This is a genomic window from Rhizobium oryzihabitans (assembly GCF_010669145.1).
In the GTDB taxonomy this organism is placed as follows: Bacteria; Pseudomonadota; Alphaproteobacteria; order Rhizobiales; family Rhizobiaceae; genus Agrobacterium; species Agrobacterium oryzihabitans.
On sequence record NZ_CP048635.1, the window covers coordinates 1,648,327 to 1,665,202 of the forward strand.

At 59.8% G+C, this 16,876-nt stretch carries 12 protein-coding genes and 2 pseudogenes; 4 read left to right on the forward strand and 10 right to left on the reverse strand.

The window, feature by feature from the left end; all coding sequences use genetic code 11:
- Positions 1 to 74: 74 nt before the first annotated feature.
- The 4 genes from G3A56_RS24190 to G3A56_RS24205 are packed head-to-tail and all read right to left on the reverse strand — an operon-like array spanning position 75 to position 3,562.
- The gene (locus G3A56_RS24190) at positions 75 to 929 is read right to left on the reverse strand and encodes a metal ABC transporter permease (protein ID WP_082184892.1); all 855 of its coding nucleotides are present in this window, start codon (positions 927 to 929) and stop codon (positions 75 to 77) included.
- On the reverse strand, positions 926 to 1,786 hold the full coding sequence (locus G3A56_RS24195) for a metal ABC transporter permease (protein WP_082184891.1): 861 nt from the start codon (positions 1,784 to 1,786) through the stop codon (positions 926 to 928). Before G3A56_RS24195 ends, G3A56_RS24190 begins: the two co-directional genes overlap by 4 nt.
- Entirely contained in the window at positions 1,767 to 2,675 is a 909-nt protein-coding gene (locus G3A56_RS24200) for a manganese/iron ABC transporter ATP-binding protein (protein WP_164056854.1), read from the reverse strand. The genes G3A56_RS24195 and G3A56_RS24200 overlap by 20 nt, the downstream gene beginning before the upstream one ends.
- Positions 2,672 to 3,562, reverse strand: a complete 891-nt coding sequence (locus tag G3A56_RS24205) for a metal ABC transporter substrate-binding protein (RefSeq protein WP_164056855.1) — start codon at positions 3,560 to 3,562, stop codon at positions 2,672 to 2,674. The genes G3A56_RS24200 and G3A56_RS24205 overlap by 4 nt, the downstream gene beginning before the upstream one ends.
- Before the next feature lie 316 nt (positions 3,563 to 3,878).
- On the opposite strand from G3A56_RS24205, the gene G3A56_RS24210 reads away from it, so the two are divergent.
- Positions 3,879 to 4,781, forward strand: a complete 903-nt coding sequence (locus tag G3A56_RS24210) for a hypothetical protein (protein WP_164056881.1) — start codon at positions 3,879 to 3,881, stop codon at positions 4,779 to 4,781.
- Between the two features lie 258 nt (positions 4,782 to 5,039).
- On the opposite strand, the pseudogene lysS reads toward G3A56_RS24210, so the two are convergent.
- The 6 genes and pseudogenes from lysS to G3A56_RS24240 form a co-directional block, all read right to left on the reverse strand.
- A pseudogene (gene lysS, locus G3A56_RS24215) lies at positions 5,040 to 6,538 on the reverse strand (lysine--tRNA ligase).
- A 205-nt stretch (positions 6,539 to 6,743) separates the two neighbouring features.
- Positions 6,744 to 8,201 (reverse strand): glutamate--tRNA ligase, encoded by a 1,458-nt coding sequence (gene gltX, locus G3A56_RS24220; RefSeq protein ID WP_082185980.1) that lies wholly within the window; start codon positions 8,199 to 8,201, stop codon positions 6,744 to 6,746.
- A 226-nt stretch (positions 8,202 to 8,427) separates the two neighbouring features.
- Positions 8,428 to 10,199, reverse strand: a pseudogene (locus tag G3A56_RS24225) (SLC13 family permease).
- Between the two features lie 234 nt (positions 10,200 to 10,433).
- Positions 10,434 to 10,745: a GIY-YIG nuclease family protein gene (locus G3A56_RS24230; protein ID WP_082184886.1), complete on the reverse strand. Its 312-nt coding sequence runs from the start codon at positions 10,743 to 10,745 to the stop codon at positions 10,434 to 10,436.
- Between the two features lie 148 nt (positions 10,746 to 10,893).
- Complete coding sequence (locus tag G3A56_RS24235; protein ID WP_082184885.1) at positions 10,894 to 11,652, reverse strand: TerC family protein; 759 nt, start codon at positions 11,650 to 11,652, stop codon at positions 10,894 to 10,896.
- A gap of 162 nt (positions 11,653 to 11,814) precedes the next feature.
- Entirely contained in the window at positions 11,815 to 12,501 is a 687-nt protein-coding gene (locus G3A56_RS24240) for a TetR/AcrR family transcriptional regulator (RefSeq protein ID WP_003499109.1), read from the reverse strand.
- A 160-nt stretch (positions 12,502 to 12,661) separates the two neighbouring features.
- Here G3A56_RS24240 and G3A56_RS24245 point away from each other — a divergent pair, with 160 nt between their 5' ends.
- The 3 genes from G3A56_RS24245 (at position 12,662) to G3A56_RS24255 (ending at position 16,865) form a co-directional block, all read left to right on the forward strand.
- Positions 12,662 to 13,876, forward strand: a complete 1,215-nt coding sequence (locus tag G3A56_RS24245) for an HlyD family secretion protein (protein WP_082184884.1) — start codon at positions 12,662 to 12,664, stop codon at positions 13,874 to 13,876.
- Positions 13,877 to 13,910: 34 nt separating this feature from the next.
- Positions 13,911 to 15,494 (forward strand): DHA2 family efflux MFS transporter permease subunit, encoded by a 1,584-nt coding sequence (locus G3A56_RS24250; protein ID WP_082184883.1) that lies wholly within the window; start codon positions 13,911 to 13,913, stop codon positions 15,492 to 15,494.
- Between the two features lie 348 nt (positions 15,495 to 15,842).
- A complete protein-coding gene (locus tag G3A56_RS24255) occupies positions 15,843 to 16,865 on the forward strand; it encodes a LacI family DNA-binding transcriptional regulator (protein ID WP_082184882.1) in 1,023 nt (340 codons plus the stop codon).
- The last annotated feature ends 11 nt before the right edge of the window (positions 16,866 to 16,876 follow it).

Below are 16,876 nucleotides of genomic sequence, written 5' to 3' on the forward strand. Positions count from 1 at the left end.
CCGTCTTGCAGCGGACTCTCGAAAATGACGCGCAAAAGGCGAAAATGTTCCATGCGCCCGCAAAAATCGTTGTTTTAAATCGCCGTTTCACGCGCCGCATTGATGCGATGGGCTTTCCAGGTGGTGCGGATGAAGGTGGCAACGAAGGCGAGGCTCATGAAGAGCACGATTGTGGGAGCAGGCGCGCTGTCGATCAGGAAGCTTAGCCATATGCCAGATAGGGATGAGATGACCGCCACCGCAATCGCCACGACGAGCATGGTGGAAAAGCGCCGCGTCAGCAGGAAAGCGATTGCGCCCGGCGCCACCAGCATGGCGACAGACAGGATGATGCCCACCGCCTTCAGCGCGCCGACGACAGCGAGCGACAGAACCATCAGCAGGCCGTAATGCAGCACACGCACCGGCAGGCCGATCGCCTTGGCATGCTGCGGATCGAAGGCGTTGACCAGCAGGTCCTTGCGCAGAAGCGTCAGGAACAGCGTTGCGCAAAGCGCAATCAGGCCAGTTTCCAGCATGTCTGACGGGGCAATGCCAAGCATGTCGCCGAAGAGGATGTGATCCAGATGTACGTCGCTCTGGACCTTCACATAAAGCACCAGCCCAAGCCCGAACATGCCCGAAAAGACGATGCCAAGCACCGTATCTTCCTTGATGCGGCTGTTTTCCTTGATGAAACCGGTGCCGAGCGCGCAGATCATGCCGGCGATGAAAGCGCCGATGGAAAGCGGAATTCCGGCAATATAGGCGATGACGACGCCTGGCAGAACGGCATGCGAAACCGCGTCGCCCATCAGCGACCAGCCCTTCAATACCAGAAGACACGACAGCATGGCCATCGGCACCGCGATCATCAGCGTGATCACGAAGGCATATTGCATGAATGGCAGTTGGAACGGCAGGATGGCGAGTTCGAGATATTCGCTCATGACGTTTCTCCGAGCGCCTTGCGGGCTTTGGCTCTGGAAGCGAGAAGCCCGTGTTTCGGGGCAAAGACGAAAGCGGCAAGGAAGATCGCCGTTTGCAGCACGACGATGACGCCGCCGGTTGCGCCATCGAGGAAATAGCTGAGATAGGCGCCGACGAAGCTGGTGGCCGCACCGATCACGAGGCTCATCAGGATCAGCCGCTCGAAACGGTCGGTCAAGAGGTAGGCGGTTGCACCCGGCGTCACCACCATGGCGACGACGAGGAAGGCGCCGACCGTCTGCAGGGCCGCGACAGTGGAGGCGGCGAGCAGGGTGAAGAAGATCACCTTCAGCACTTCCGGCTTCAGACCCACGGTGCGGGCGTGGTTTTCATCAAAGAACACCACCATGAAGTCGCGCCATTTCAGCGCCAGTACGAGGAGGCTGATGCCGCCGATCAGCGCGAGCTGGATCGTGTCTTCGGTGGTGATCGCCAGAATATTGCCAAGCACGATGGTCTGGATATTGATCGAGGTGGGCGAGAGCGAGACCATGAATAGTCCGAGCCCGAAGAACGAGGTGAAGATCAGCCCGATGATCGCGTCTTCCTTGAGCCTCGTCTTCTGGTTCAGGAATAGCATGGAGCCGGCCGCAAGCCCGCCGGAGAGGAATGCCCCTAGTGAAAACGGCAGGCCCAGCATATAGGCGCCCGCCACACCCGGAACGATGGCGTGCGAGAGCGCGTCGCCGATCAGCGACCAGCCCTTCAGCATCAGATAGGCCGACAGAAAACCGCAGACACCGCCGACAAGCGCGCTTACCCAGATGGCGTTCAGCATGTAGCCATAGGTAAAGGGCTCAAGAAGGCTGTTTATCATCGATTTTTTCCTTCGGAGCGTCAGGGTCGTGCCCGTTCTGGCCGTTCTTTCCGTAAATCACGAAGGGCCGCTCGTCATCGGTGATGACCTTCACGCGGCGCGGATCGGCGTCGTCATGCAGGTCGGCTCCGCCAAGGATGAAGTGGCGCAGGCTGCCGCCAAAGGCCTTTTGCAGGTTCTCCTCGTTGAAGGTATCCGCCGTCTTGCCGGAGGCCAGCACAGTTCCCTTGACGAAAACGGCGCGATCGCAGAATTCCGGCACGCTGCCGAGATTATGAGTGGAAACCAGCATGACGCGGCCCTCGTCGCGCAGCGCTTTCAAAAGGGCGACGATCTGTTCCTCCGTCGTCACATCGACGCCGGTGAAGGGTTCGTCCAGCAGAATGACCTGGCCCTCCTGCGCCAGCGCACGGGCGAGAAACACCCGCTTCTTCTGACCGCCTGAGAGTTCGCCGATCTGCCGCTTGCGATAGTCGAGCATGTTGACGCGTCTCAGCGCCTCCTCCACCATCTGGTGATCGCGTTTTGAAGGGATGCGCAGGAAGTTCATGTGGCCGTAGCGGCCCATCATCACCACATCCTCCACCAGCACCGGAAAGCTCCAGTCCACCTCTTCGGCCTGCGGCACATAGGCCACGAGGTTTTTGCGCAGAGCGTCCTTCACCGGCAGGTCGAAAATCGAGACGGAACCGGCGGCCAGCGGCACGAAACCCATGATCGCCTTGAAAATCGTGGACTTGCCGGCACCGTTGACGCCGACAAGTGCAGTGATCGTACCGCGTGGAATGGAAAAGCTGGCATTTCTTAATGCGGTGTGGCCGTTTCGATAGGTCACTGTCGCATTTTGAACCGTCAGGCCGCCTGCGGTTTTTTTACCGCCCATCCTCATGAGGACAGTCCTTTCGCAATCGTGCTGCTGGTTACCCGCAGCAGATCGAGATAGGTCGGCACCGGCCCGTCGGCCTCGCTCAGCGAATCCACGTAGAGTATGCCACCGTAAGCCGCACCCGTTTCCTTTGCCACCTGTTCGGCCGGATCGGCGGAAACCGTGCTTTCGCTGAAGATGACCTGTATATTATGTTCGCGCATGGCATCGATCACGCCGCGCACCTGCTGCGGCGTTCCCTGGCTGTCGGCGTTGACCGGCCACAGGAACAGTTCCTTCAGTCCGAAATCGCGGGCGAGATAGGAAAATGCGCCTTCACTGGTGACCAACCAGCGCTTGTCTTGTGGGAGAGCGGAAAGCTCGTCGCGGATGGGCTGGATGGTGGCTCTGATCTTGTCCGAATAGGCCTTGGCATTGGCGGCATAGACATCGGCATGGGCAGGGTCTATCTCGGCCAGGCCCTTACGGATATTTTCCACGTAGATCAAGGCGTTATCGGGTGACATCCAGGCGTGCGGATTGGGTTTTCCCTGGTAGGCGCCGCCGCTGATCGCCATCGGTTTCACGCCGTCGCTCACCGTCACGCTCGGCACGCCGGAGAGGTTGGCCAGGAACTTCTCAAACCACAATTCCAGATTGAGACCGTTGCGTAAAACCAGATCGGCCTTGCGGGCTTTGAGAATGTCGCGCGGTGTCGGCTGGTAGTTGTGAATTTCCGCGCCCGGCTTGGTGATGCTCTCCACCTCGGCCGCGTCGCCCGCCACATTGCGCGCCACGTCGGCGATGATGGTGAAGGTGGTAACCACCGTCGGTTTTTCCTGGGCAATGGCGGCGGCGGGCAGGAAAAGGGAGAAAGCGAAAACGGCATGCCGGATTTTAAGGAAATTCACGTCTGTCACCGAATGTTGTTGCGATTAATTCTCAATACCATCTGTTATAAAATCACACTTGTCAACGCTATTGCAAATCATTCGCAATTTAGTGGAATTCGCAAATGTCCGAAAATGGTGCGTTTTTGCCGATGCCATGCTGCGCGGGTTAAACTTTTTTCAATGAGAAAGCGGCACTATCGCAAGGCTTGGGACAGCGTGGTCCTGGGCTTCATCCCGCGTGTGTTCCTCATCCTTCGAGCCACGTTTTGGGGTGAGGGCGATAGGCGGGGTACTGGATGTCAGGATGTTGCGGGTGAAGGCTGTATTCGGACGAATGCGGTTTTCGCGCAAACTCGTTATGATCGGAGGCGGGATCCTGCTTTTGGCGGGTGCGACCGGTTCTGCTGCCGTGTTCATCGGCAGCGAGCGGCTGCTTGGCCCATCCTATGCCTCCGCCAACGGGCTTTCGTGCGACGCAGTCCAGACAGTCAACATCCGCAAGAACGGCTCCCTTTGGGTGCGCAAATTCATCCGCACCGATGGCGGCGATGGCACGGATCGCCTGAAGACCGCGCTACGCGTCGCCAAAGCGGTTTACGACAAGCAGAAGCCGGATCTGGTGCAGGTTTCCGTGCTCGACAAAAACGGACCGCAATTGCGCTCGGAAATGCGCGGCCGCGCCATTGCCGCGCAGGTGGTCTTTATTGCCGACCCGGCGAAAATGCCCGAGGGCGCCGATGCCCAGCATTACTCAGCGTTTTATTATGATGGCGCCGCCAATGGCAGCGGCCAGTTTTACGGGCTTCGCATCGATCTGCCGCTGGAAGACAGCGAAGCGATGGCGGCAAGCCTGACGGATGCGACCGATTGCGCGACACCCGCTTCGGATGCCGCTGCCGAAGGCCACGATGGCAAGGCCGCAAAAGCGGCATCGGGCCACGGCGAAACCAAGGGCGAGGGCGCACATGACGCCGCGCCGGAGCAGACGAATGACGGCGGAGCCGCCCATGGCGAAACCCCGTCTCCGGAGGCCTCGTCTCCCGAAGCCCACGGCGAACCTGGCGCCGATGAGCTTCTCACCTCCACACCGGAAGCCGATGGCGGCAGCATCTTCAGCCTGACCTATCTGAAGTCACTGATCTTCGGAAAAGGCTCGACGACTGCGCAGGCGGCGGAGGGGAAGCCAGCTGAAAGTGCACCGGCGAAAGAGCCGGTTGCGGGGAAGTCGGGGCATTAGGGTACGGCGGATTTAAGCTGAATCCACAATATGCCACGCGAAGATTTTTCGCACGAGCCTACCCATCTTCCCTCATTCCTGTGCTTGTCACAGGAATCCAGCCGACGCGCGTCTGCGCGGCGAAAAAAGCCTTATCAGCCCAAAGACTTGGGCTGACTGGATTCCTGTGACAAGCACAGGAATGAGGAATAATGGATGGGCTGGCTGACGGAGACTATCGGGAACTTCGTCACATGAAGCTCCCGTGTCGTTCTTTGCTTAATCCGCCTTGTTGCGGCGGGCCGGAAACAGGATGACGTCGCGGATCGACGGGCGTTGGTCAGAAGCATGATCAGACGATCGACGCCGATGCCGAGACCGCCGGCGGGCGGCATGCCCTGGTCGATGGCATCGAGGAATTCCTCGTCCAGCTGCTTGTCCTTTTCGCCGCGGGCGTGCGCCTGTTCCAGCTGTTCCACCATGCGGCGGCGCTGTTCTTCCGGATCGTTGAGTTCCGAGAAGGCATTGCCCACTTCCCAGGCGTTGCAATAGCTTTCGAAACGCTCGACGAGGCGCGGCTCGCCCGGCACTTCCTTGGCAAACGGCGAAATGTCCTTCGGGAAATGCGTGACGTGGCTCGGCTGGATCAGCGTGCCTTCCACCTTCTCTTCGAAGATGAAGGCAAGGCATTCGCCCCATGTCCAGTCCTTCTCGACGGCAAAACCGGCGGCCTTGGCCGCAGCGCGGGCCTCTTCATCCGTCTTGATGGCAAGAAAGTCGATGCCGGTTGCTTCCTTTACCGCATCAGGCATCGGCACGCGCTTGAACGGACCCTTGAACGAGATCGTCTGGCCCTGGAATTCCACCTCGGTCGTGCCGTGCAGGGCAATCGCCAGCGTCTCGAACAGCCGCTCCACGAGACCCATGATGTCCTCGTAGTCGGCATAGGCCCAGTAGCACTCCATCATCGTGAATTCTGGATTGTGCCTGGTGGAGACGCCTTCGTTGCGGAAGTTGCGGTTGATTTCGAAGACTTTGTCGGTGAGGCCCGAAACCAGCGTGCGCTTCAGGAACAGTTCCGGCGCGATGCGCAGATACATGTCCATCTTCAGCGTATTGTGGAAGGTCTTGAACGGATCGGCCGTCGCACCGCCATAGATGGTCTGCAGCATCGGCGTTTCCACTTCAAGGAAGCCTTCGGCCTCCATGAAACGGCGAATGCCGGAGAGAATCTTCGAACGCTGCAGGAAGCGCAGCTTGGATTCCTCGTTGGAGAGAATGTCGAGATGGCGCTTGCGGTAACGCAGCTCGATGTCGGAGACGCCGTGCCACTTTTCCGGCATCGGCAGCAGCGACTTCGTCAGCATGGTGATTTCTTCGGCGTTGATCGTCAGCTCGCCGCGCTTGGTGCGGCGCACCTTGCCGGTCACGCCGATGATGTCGCCGATATCGATCATCGGCAAAAGGTTGCGCGCCGCTTCCGGCGTCGTATCCTTGTGGGAGAAGATCTGCACCTTGCCCGAGGCATCATGGATATCCATGAACATGCCGGAATTGCGCGAGGAATAAACGCGGCCAGCCACCGTCACCGTATCGCCGGTTTCGACGTCGGCTTCGATATCGGCATATTTTTCCGCGAGCTCCGCATTGGTGAGCGTGCGGTGGAAATGCGCCGGATAGACATCGCCGATCTGCTCGCGCAGCAGCGCGAGTTTCTGGCGACGCACTTCGGTGGCGTCGGAGGAAAGGGCGGTGGTTTCGGTTGTCTTGTCGTTCATCGTTCAATTCCTGTTGCGGCGTTGCCGCGGCGACCATCGCCTCCCGTATCCCTCATTCCTGTGCTTGTCACAGGAATCCAGTGCGCCCAAGTCCTTGGGCGCGGGAGACCTCAATTCATTCTTTCACGGCGCAGACGCGCCGTGGCTGGATTCCTGTGACAAGCACAGGAATGAGGGGTGGATGTAAAACCCGCCCCGGCAGGCATCAAACACCGCTGCCAACCATCGTGGCCACAACGGCAATCGCCATCTTCAACCGCTGGCGCACCACGGAGCGGCCAAGCAGCGCCATCGAGTCAAACAGCGGCAGCGAGCGCGAGGAACCGGAGACGGCGACGAAGAGCGGCGGCGTCACGACGCGCAGCTTCTTGCCCGTGCGTTCGGCAACATCGCGCAGCTCGGCCTCGATCGCTTCCACGTTCCAATCCGGCATCTTTTCCAGATCGGCGGCAACGGTGGTGAGGATTTCGTGGATTTCCTCCGGCTTGCTTTTGAGACCCGCAAAGGAAGCAGGCGTCAGGCCGACATCGCTCGAAAGCAGGAAGCCAGCAAGGTTCGGCAATTCGCCGAGCTTGGAAATGCGGCTCTGGGCGAGTTTCAGGCCTTCGGTCAGGCGGGCATTTTCCATCGCCCATTCCAGGGTGCGGGCAATGAAGTCTTCCGGTGTCAGCTTCTCGCGCAGCCAGCGGCCGTTCAGCCAGTCCAGCTTCTGGATATCGAAGATGGCGCCGGCCTTGGAAAGCGCTTCCGGGTCGAACTTCGCCGCCAGTTCTTCCATGGTCAAAAGCTCTTCGCCTTCGGCGATCTGGATGAAGAACAGGCCAAGGAAGTTCATCAGCGCTTCCGGCAGGTAGCCGAGAGCGGAATAATAGGAGATCGAGGTCGGGTTCTTGCGCTTGGAGAGCTTCGACTTGTCGGCGTTGCGCATCAGCGAAAGATGCATGAACGTGGGCTGCTCCCAGCCGAAATAACGGTAGAGCAGGATGTGCTTGGGCACGGAGGCCAGCCATTCTTCGCCGCGCGCCACATGGGTGATCTTCATCAGATGGTCGTCGATGACGTTTGCCATGTGATAGGTCGGCATGCCGTCGGCCTTGATCAGCACCTGCATGTCGACCGAATCCCAGGGTATCGAGACATCGCCGTAGACGCCGTCATGGAAATCGCACGAACCTTCGGTCGGGATCTTCATGCGCACGACATTGGGCTCGCCGGCGGCAACGCGGGCCGTGACTTCTTCTGCCTTCAGGTTGAGGCAGTGACCGTCATATTTCGGCGGCTTGCCGGCGGCGCGCTGCGCCTCGCGCATCTGCTCAAGCCGCTCGGGCGTGCAGAAACAGCGAAAGGCATGGCCCTTTTCCAGCAGCTCTTCAGCATAGGGCCAGTACATCGGCTTGCGCTCGGACTGGCGATAGGGGCCGTAGGGGCCACCGACATCGGGACCTTCCGACCAGGTGAGGCCGGTCCAGCGCAGCGCCTCCAGCACCTTCTGCTCATATTCGAGGGTCGAGCGGGTGGCGTCGGTATCCTCGATGCGCAGGATGAACTCGCCGCCGTGTTTCTTGGCGAAGAGATAGTTGAACAGCGCGATATAGGCGGTGCCGACATGCGGCTCGCCGGTGGGGGAAGGTGCGATGCGGACGCGAACGCCGGAAGTGGTCATGAAATTCACTCGTCGTGACGGGGCAGTGAGATCAGGGCTTTTTCACCCTGACATCACGAAGTTTTCGTTTGAATGCGGTAGGAAATCATGCCGAAAGGCGCGTGTCACGCGCGCTTTTGCACATTCCCGTTCGGCATCGGCTTAGGCCATATTATGCCGCAGGCGTCAAGGAAATAAGGACGTTGGGCTGTCTTTGCCTCGGTGCACCGCCCGAACCAAACCACCCTTAATTCACCGGCCAGACGTAAAGCAGCATGGGAATGCTGGCGATGACGATCATGATCGACAGCGGCAGTCCGAGGCGTGGATAATCACCAAAACGATAACCGCCGGGACCCATGACCAGCGTATTGCACTGGTGGCCGATGGGCGTGAGGAAATCGCAGCCGGCGCCGATCGCCACCGCCATCAGAAAGGCCTCCGGCCTAAAGCCGAGCGTGGTGGCGAAACCGGCGGCGATGGGGCCATGACGAGAACGGTTGCGGCATTGTTGAGGAAGGGCGTCACCGCCATGGCGGTGAGCAGGATCATGCCCAGCGCGGCAAAGGGCGGCAGACCTTGCGCCGCGTGGCCGAGCCAGGCGGCGATAAGCTCGCTGGCACCGCTGGTGCGCAGACTGTCGCTGACGGGAATGAGGGCGGCGAGCATGACGAGGATCGGCCCGTCGATCGATTTATAGACCTCGGTCAGCGGGATCGCGCCGACGACGATCATCAGGAAAGCGGCGGCGAAAAAGGCCACCGAGACCGGCACGAGCCCGCTGCCGGCGGCAATCATGGCGGCGGCAAGCACGATGACAGGCAAAAGCGCGCGTCGCTGCACGCCAAGCAGGATTTCCCGCTGCGCCAGGGGCAACAGGGAAAATTCCTGCAGCACCTGCGGCAGGTTCTTGCGGCTTCCCTGCAAGAGAATGACGTCGCCCGCCTGCAATGTCAGGTCGGAGAGCCTCTGGCTGACCCGGTGCCCGCGCCGGCTGACCGCGATCAGATTGACGCCGCGTGTATAGGACAGCGCCAGTTCGCGCGCCGAAATTCCGTTGAGAACGGATTCGTTGCTGATCACGGCTTCCATTGAGATGAGGTCGGCGGTCTTCTGGCCGTTTTCGGTGAGCGGCTTGCCTGATAGCAGCAGCTTGGCCTGCGAGACGATGCGATCGAGGCCTTCCGGGTTGCCTTCGAGAAGAATGGTATCGCCGGGCTTCAGATTGACATCGGGGAAGGGGGAGATGCGCCGCGGCCCGCGCAGGATGGTGCTGGCAATCACATCGCCATCCGCCTGTTTCAAAAGCTCGCGCAGCGGTCTGTCGGCAAAGGTGCTGTCTGCGGGCAGCGTCGCTTCGGCGGTATAGGCCGACTGGTCGAGAATATCCTCCACCGACGCCTGCTGGCGGTTGCGCACCGGCAGCAGCCGGTAACCGAAGGTCAGGAAGACGATGCCGATCACTGTCAGCCCGAGGCCGACGGGGGTGAAATCGAACATCGAGAAGCTCTGCCCGGTCATTTCCTCGCGCAACCGCGAGACGACGATGTTGGGCGAGGTGCCGATCTGCGTCATCAACCCGCCCAGAAGAGCGGCAAAGGCCATGGGCATCAGATAATAGGAGACCGGGCTGCCGGATTTGCGGGCGAACTGGAAAGCGACCGGCATCATGATGGCAAGCGCACCGATATTCTTGATGAAGGCCGACATGATGGCGACGACGATCATCAGAAAGGCCAGCTGAAGGCCCTTGGAATGCATTTCGGGGAAATATTTCTTGATGGTCATGTCAACGATGCCGGAGCGCGCCACGGCCGAACTGACGATCAGCGCGCTGCCGACGATGATGACGATATCGTCGGAAAAACCGGAGAAAGCCTTCTCGAAAGGCACGACACCCACCGCCACCGCCACCAGCAAGGCGCTGCAGGCGACAACATCATAGCGGAACCTGTCCCAGATGAACGCGACCATCATGCCGGCGATCACGGTGAAGGCGAGGATCTGGTCGGTTGTCATGCTGGCTTATGCTTTCGAAGGAGAGGCGGCGGGAATGACTCTATCGATGAGGATATCGAAGAACGCAAGCCGGGGTGAAGCGGTTCCGGAGTGGGATGGTCATTCATATCTCTTGCGTCATACCGGTCTTGAGCCGAAATCCAGCCGTCTGCGCGATGAGAAGAGTCTTTTCAGCCCAAGACTTGGGCTGGCTGGATGCCGGATCAAGTCCGGCATGACGGAGCGGCGGCGTTGTCAGAGAAGAAAATGAGCAATGTCGTCCCAGGCTGGATTGAGACCTTCAATCAACTTGATCTTCCATGCCCGCGGCCAGTTTTTTATAGTCTTTTCTCGCGCAATTGCGTCCGTGACGAGATCGTATGTTTCGGACCACACAAGCGTCTTAACGCCATAACGGGTTGTGAAGCCGGGCGTCAGGTTGTTCTGATGTTCATATAAACGGTGAGAAAGGTCGCTTGTTAGGCCAGTATAGAGCGTGCCGTTTCTTTTGGATGCAAGAATATAAACGTAACCTTCGCGCATGAGAAAAGCATGCGCAAAGGTCATTGTTTTGGCAAGAGGTGAAATTATTTCCGTCATACCGGACTTGATCCGGTATCCAGCCGACGCGCGTCTGCGCGGCGAGAGGAGTTTTTCTGCCCAAGGACTTGGGCTGGCTGGATGCCGGATCAAGTCCGGCATGACGGAAGTGCGGTCAATGTGCCTCTTCAGCACTCGCCTTCTTCCGACGCCGCGCGTTGCGGGCGAGCATGTTGAGCAGTTCCACCAGCGCCGAAAACGCCATGGCGGCATAGACGTAGCCCTTGGGAACATGGAGGCCCATGCCTTCGGCGATCAGCGTCGTGCCGATCATCATCAGGAAGGCGAGCGCCAGCATGACGATGGTGGGGTTGCGCTCGATGAAGTTGGCGAGCGGGGTTGCGGCCAGAAGCATGACCGCAACGGCGAAGACGACGGCGACGATCATGATCGGCAGATGCGGCGTCATGCCGACGGCGGTGATGATGCTGTCCACCGAGAAGACCAGGTCGAGCAGCAGGATCTGGCCGATGGCCGCGCCGAAATTCATCGCGACGGGACCGCCCACCATGTCTTCCTTGTGATCTTCAGGATCGACATTGTGGTGGATTTCCTTGGTGGCCTTCCACATCAGGAAGAGACCGCCGGCGATCAGGATCATGTCCTTCCAGGAGAAGGCATAGTCGAAGATTTCAAAGACCGGCGTGGTTAGCTGCACTATCCAGGCGACGGTGCCGAGAAGGCCGAGACGCATGACAAGCGCAAGGCCGATACCGATCTTGCGGGCTTTTTCGCGCTGTTCGGGCGGCAGCTTGTTGGTGAGGATCGAGATGAAGATCAGGTTGTCGATGCCGAGCACGACCTCCATGACGATAAGCGTGACAAGCGCCACCCACGCAGCGGGGTCGGACAGGAGAGGGAGAACGGACTCCATCAGGGAATATTTCCTTTCAGCAACAAGGCCAGCCGAGAATTCGGTCAACGAGATTTATAGCGCAATACGCGAGAAACAAGGAGATGAAGTCTTTGCATGGCAAGATTTCATCGAAATTTCGCGTAAACCGCGTATTGGCGTTCCCGCCGTTGCTGAATGATCTCAGGCCTTGTCGGTTCCGTAGGCGGCCATGAACACCTTGATGGCGCTGGTAATCACCCGGTCCAGCTCCTCTTCGGGCACCGGACCGTCGATTTCTCCAAACAGCCGCAGCTTGAAGAAGGTGCCGGTGGAAAGCTCTATATATTGCCGGGCGGCCAGCTCGACGTCATCCACTTTCAGGTGGCCGAGCGCGACATGGTGCTCGATGAAATCCTGAAGCACGGTGCGGACATTGTTGGGTGCCGCGATGAAGAAACGCTGCGCCAGCTTCGGCATGCGGTCGATGACGCCGATGACCGAGCGCATGGCGGGGATCATCTCGGAACAGATCATCTTGTTGGCGAAAGCCTTGCCGAATTGCTTCAGCCCCTCGCGCACCTCTTCGGTGCCGGCCAGGATATTGCGCATGGAGGTGGCGAATTCCTGCCGGTGATGGTCGACGAGGGCGGCGAACAGATCTTCCTTATTGGAGAAATAGACATAGATCGTGCCCTTGGAAACGCCCGCTTCTCGGGTAATATCGTTCATGCTGGCCGCATCGAAGCCCTTGCGCTTGAACACGCGCCAGGCACCCGCAAGTATCTGTTCGCGCTTTGCCGGGTCCTCGCCTGCCGCAAAACGCCCGGCGGGACTTCCGGGACAGCCCGTTTCCATGTCCGTTTCAATATCCATGTCTTCCCCTGCCATCGTTATCGCCTCCTAGCACGGCAATGGCGTAAAAAAAATTAACCAGACGTCGAACCAATCGGTTCGATAACACTTGATATGTGTCAGGAAAGAGATTATGTCAATCGAACCGAACGGTTCAGTTCGAAAAACTTTCTTCAATCTATCACGGTAAGCTCTCATGTCGGCCCAGAAGAATAGCGCGGTTCGCGCCGTCAACGATGCGGAAGAGGCGGATGTTTCCGCCAAGGCCGAGACCTCTCCGGCAAAGCCGGTCGAGGCCCCGCCGCAGACCCCAGCACAGACCACCGCCGCACCGAAGCAGAAGAAGCGTTCGAAGCTTCTGCCTGTCATCGCCATTGCCCTTCTCGCCGGTGCCGGCTGGTATGGTTACAACTGGTGGGTCGACGGTCGCTTCATGGTCTCGACGGATGACGCTTATATAGAAGGTGACATTGCGGTCATTGCTCCCAAGGTTTCCGGTTATATCGCCAAGGTCAACGTGGTCGAAAACCAGGAAGTCAAGGCCGGCGATCCGCTGGTGACGCTGGACGACGGCGATTATCGCATCGCGCTTGAGCAGGCCGAAGCGCAGATCCGCACCGAGGAACTATCTCTGAAGCGCATTGATGCGCAGATCGTCGGCGGCGAAGCATCGCTTGAGCAGGCCGTTGCCCAGAAGGGCGCACTGGATGCCGCCCTTCGCGGCGCGGAAATCACCCAGAAGCGCGCCAGCGAATTGCAGGCGAAGGATGTCGGCACGGTTGCCGCTTCCGATAGCGCCCAGGTTGCGCTCGATCAGGCCAAGGCGAATGTTGTCGCAGGCGAGGCGGCGATTTCTTCGGCAAAGGCCAATATCGAACTCCTGCGCGCCCAGCGCGAGGAGGCGGAAAGCACCGTCCGTTCGCTGCAGCTTTCCCGTGACAAGGCCGCCCGTGACCTGTCCTTCACGGTTCTGAAGGCGCCCTATGACGGCGTCATCGGTAATCTGGCGGTTCAGAACGGCGATCTGGTTTCGGTCGGCAAGCGTCTGGCATCGCTGGTGCCGATGAACGAGCTTTATATCGACGCCAATTTCAAGGAAACGCAGCTTGCGCGCGTGGTTCCGGGTTCGAAGGTTCGCGTGCATGTGGACGCCTTTGACGATGCGACCATTGAAGGCACGGTGCAGTCGATTTCGCCCGGCTCGGGTTCGGTCTTCTCCATGCTGCCGCCGGAAAATGCGACGGGCAACTTCACCAAGGTCATCCAGCGCGTGCCTGTTCGTATCGTCTTCTCCAAGGAAGACCTTGCCAAGCACAATCTGCGCGCGGGCCTGAGCGTCGTTGTCGATGTTGACACCCGTACGGCGCCTGAAGCCACCAAAACGGCGCAAGTTAACCCGGAAGCCAAGTAAGGCGCATCGCTGATGCGTCGTTGAGGGCAAGATCATGGCGGCTACGGTTGTCGGTACGGGCGGGGCGTCCATCCCCGCCGATCCCCCGATGGACAGGCGCAGGCTCATCGCGTTTTTCGCGATGGTCTTCGGCATGTTCATGTCCATTCTCGATATTCAGATCGTCTCCGCCTCTCTGGCGGAAATCCAGGCCGGTCTCGGCGCGGGGTCGGACGAGATCGCCTGGGTGCAGACCTCCTATCTGATCGCCGAAGTCATCATGATCCCGCTGTCGGGCACGCTGGCGCGCATCCTGTCCACGCGTGTGCTCTTTGCCACCTGCGCGGCGGGCTTCACCATTTCGAGCGCGCTCTGCGCCACGGCCACCAATATCGACCAGATGATCGTCTATCGCGCGATCCAGGGCTTTATCGGCGGCGGCATGATCCCCTCCGTGTTCGCCGCCGCCTTCACGATCTTCCCGCCTTCGAAGCGCTCGGTCGTCTCGCCGATCATCGGTCTCGTCGCCACGCTTGCGCCCACCATCGGCCCAACGGTCGGCGGTTATCTTTCCAATGCCTTTTCCTGGCACTGGCTGTTCCTCGTCAACATCATCCCCGGCATCATCGTCACCATCCTGACCTGGAGCCTGATCGATTTCGACAAGCCGGAAAAGTCGCTCTGGAAGAAGTTCGACTGGTGGGGGCTGATCTCCATGGCGGTCTTCCTCGGCTCGCTGGAATATGTGCTGGAAGAGGGCAATAACAAGGACTGGTTCAACGACGAGCATATCGTGCTTGGATCGGTGGCCATGGTCATCGGTGCCGTAGTGTTCTTCTGGCGCGCCTTCAAGGTGGAATTCCCTGTCGTCGATATCCGCGCCTTCGCCGACCGAAACTTCTCCATCGGCTCGCTGTTTTCCTTCGTCATGGGCATCGGGCTTTACGGGCTGACCTATCTTTACCCGCTCTATCTTGGCCGGGTGAGAGGGTATGACGCGCTGATGATCGGCGAGACCATGTTCGTGTCAGGCCTTGCCATGTTCTTCACCGCGCCGATCGCCGGCAAGGTCTCCACCAAGCTCGATCCGCGGGTGATGATGGCGATCGGCTTCATCAGCTTCGGCTGCGGCACATGGATCATGACCTATGTGACCACCGACTGGGATTTCTATGAACTTCTGATCCCGCAGATCCTGCGCGGCTTCGGGCTGATGATGTGCATGGTGCCGATCAACAACATCGCGCTTGGCACCTTGCCGCCCGCCCGCATCCGCAATGCATCCGGCCTGTTCAACCTCACCCGCAACCTCGGCGGCGCGGTCGGACTTGCCGTCATCAACACCATGCTGTCGCAGCGCACCGACGATCATTATGTGCGGCTGGCTGAACATGTCAGCTATTCCAACCCGCAGGCGCTGGAATGGCTGAACAATGTCGGCGCCAACTATGATTCCTACGGGCTGGACGGCGCCTCCGTCGCGATCAAGAAACTGGTCGGCATGGTGTCGCAGCAGGCATGGATATTGGCCTTCGCGGATGTGTTCTTTGCGCTGACGCTTTTGTTCGGCAGCCTGATCTTCATGACGATCCTGATCCAGAAACCCAAGGCAGCGCCGCCGCCAGACGCGGCGCACTAACAAGAATCCCCTCCCATCCACCGCAGAGCTGGGGCCGTCGGAAATGACGGCCCCTTTTTTGTTTTGAATATGGAGCGAGCGGTTGCCGCTTGTTTCTTCTCCCCGCCGGGGAGAAGTCCGCGGCAGCGGGATGAGGGGGCAAGGGCAGAGATATTCGGAGAGCTTGCCCCCTCATCCGACCCTTCGGGCCACCTTCTCCCCGGCGGGGAGAAGAAACCAGTCGCAATGTCGTCACAGGAACCACGCCCAATTCATGGTCCCGGCTTTCGGCAAAATATGAGGTACGTACATCATTTTTCGGTTTACCTCGCCCTCAAAGCTGGATATTCAAAGGCGAGGGGAGGAACCATGAAGCCGACAGTTCACGACATCGCCGAGAGGGCGGGCGTCAGCCTCGCCACCATAGACCGGGTGCTGAACATGCGCCCCGGCGTGCATGCGGCGACCCGCGCGCGGGTGGAGGCGGCGATTGCCGAGCTTGGTTATGTGCGCGATATCGCCGCCGCCAATCTGGCCAAGGGGCGCAACTATTCGCTGGTCTTCATCCTGCCCGGCAACGACAATTCCTTCATGGCGACGCTGCGGGCCGAGGTACGGGCCGCAGCCAGCCGCGCCCATCTGGAACGCACGGCAATCCGCATCATCGAGGTGCCGCCCTTCAACGCCGCGGCGCTGACCGAAGCGCTGGAGGTTGCGCGACGGGAAAAACCGTCGGGCGTCGCTTTCGTCGCCACCGATTCAGAAGATGTGGCCGAAGCGGCAGACCGGCTGGCGGATGACGGCATCGCCAGCGTCACGCTGGTTTCCGATCTGTCCGGCTCGCGGCGCGACCATTATGCCGGCGTTGATAATGTCGCGGCGGGGCGCACGGCGGCGAGCCTGATGGGGCGGTTCCTCTCCGGGCGCGGCGGCGATATCGCCGTTGTTGCCGGCTCAATGCTGGTGCGTGACCATCGTGAGCGTCTGGAAGGTTTTCGCACCGTCATCGAGTCGGAATTTCCGCAATTGCGGCTTCTGCCGGTGCTGGAGGGTAAGGATGACCCTGCGGCGGTGGAGGCGCTGGTTGCCGGTGCGCTGGGCAACAACGCTCTGTCCGGCATCTACAGTCTCGGCGCCGGCAATCGCGGCCTTATCCGGGCGCTCAGAGCCGCGGGTGGCGAGAGGCCGCTTTCCGTCATCGCCCATGAACTGACGGAAAACACCGCCAATGCACTGCGGGAGGGGGTGCTCGACGCTGTGCTCAACCAGGATGCCGGCCATGAGGTGCGCAGCGCCATCCGCGTGTTGAAGGCGCGCGCCGATGGCCAGTCCGTCATCGCGGCGCAGGAACGTATCCGTATCGACATATTCCTCAGGGACAATCTGCCCTGAGAAAACCGCAT

Coding starts and splice junctions, on each gene's coding strand:
- G3A56_RS24190 (WP_082184892.1), bottom strand. CDS start 929: ATGAGCGAATATCTCGAACTCGCCATCCTGCCGTTCCAACTGCCATTC.
- G3A56_RS24195 (WP_082184891.1), bottom strand. CDS start 1,786: ATGATAAACAGCCTTCTTGAGCCCTTTACCTATGGCTACATGCTGAAC.
- G3A56_RS24200 (WP_164056854.1), bottom strand. CDS start 2,675: ATGAGGATGGGCGGTAAAAAAACCGCAGGCGGCCTGACGGTTCAAAAT.
- G3A56_RS24210 (WP_164056881.1), top strand. CDS start 3,879: ATGCGGTTTTCGCGCAAACTCGTTATGATCGGAGGCGGGATCCTGCTT.
- gltX (WP_082185980.1), bottom strand. CDS start 8,201: ATGACCACTTCCGGCGTTCGCGTCCGCATCGCACCTTCCCCCACCGGC.
- G3A56_RS24230 (WP_082184886.1), bottom strand. CDS start 10,745: ATGACCTTTGCGCATGCTTTTCTCATGCGCGAAGGTTACGTTTATATT.
- G3A56_RS24235 (WP_082184885.1), bottom strand. CDS start 11,652: ATGGAGTCCGTTCTCCCTCTCCTGTCCGACCCCGCTGCGTGGGTGGCG.
- G3A56_RS24240 (WP_003499109.1), bottom strand. CDS start 12,501: ATGGCAGGGGAAGACATGGATATTGAAACGGACATGGAAACGGGCTGT.
- G3A56_RS24245 (WP_082184884.1), top strand. CDS start 12,662: ATGTCGGCCCAGAAGAATAGCGCGGTTCGCGCCGTCAACGATGCGGAA.
- G3A56_RS24250 (WP_082184883.1), top strand. CDS start 13,911: ATGGCGGCTACGGTTGTCGGTACGGGCGGGGCGTCCATCCCCGCCGAT.
- G3A56_RS24255 (WP_082184882.1), top strand. CDS start 15,843: ATGAAGCCGACAGTTCACGACATCGCCGAGAGGGCGGGCGTCAGCCTC.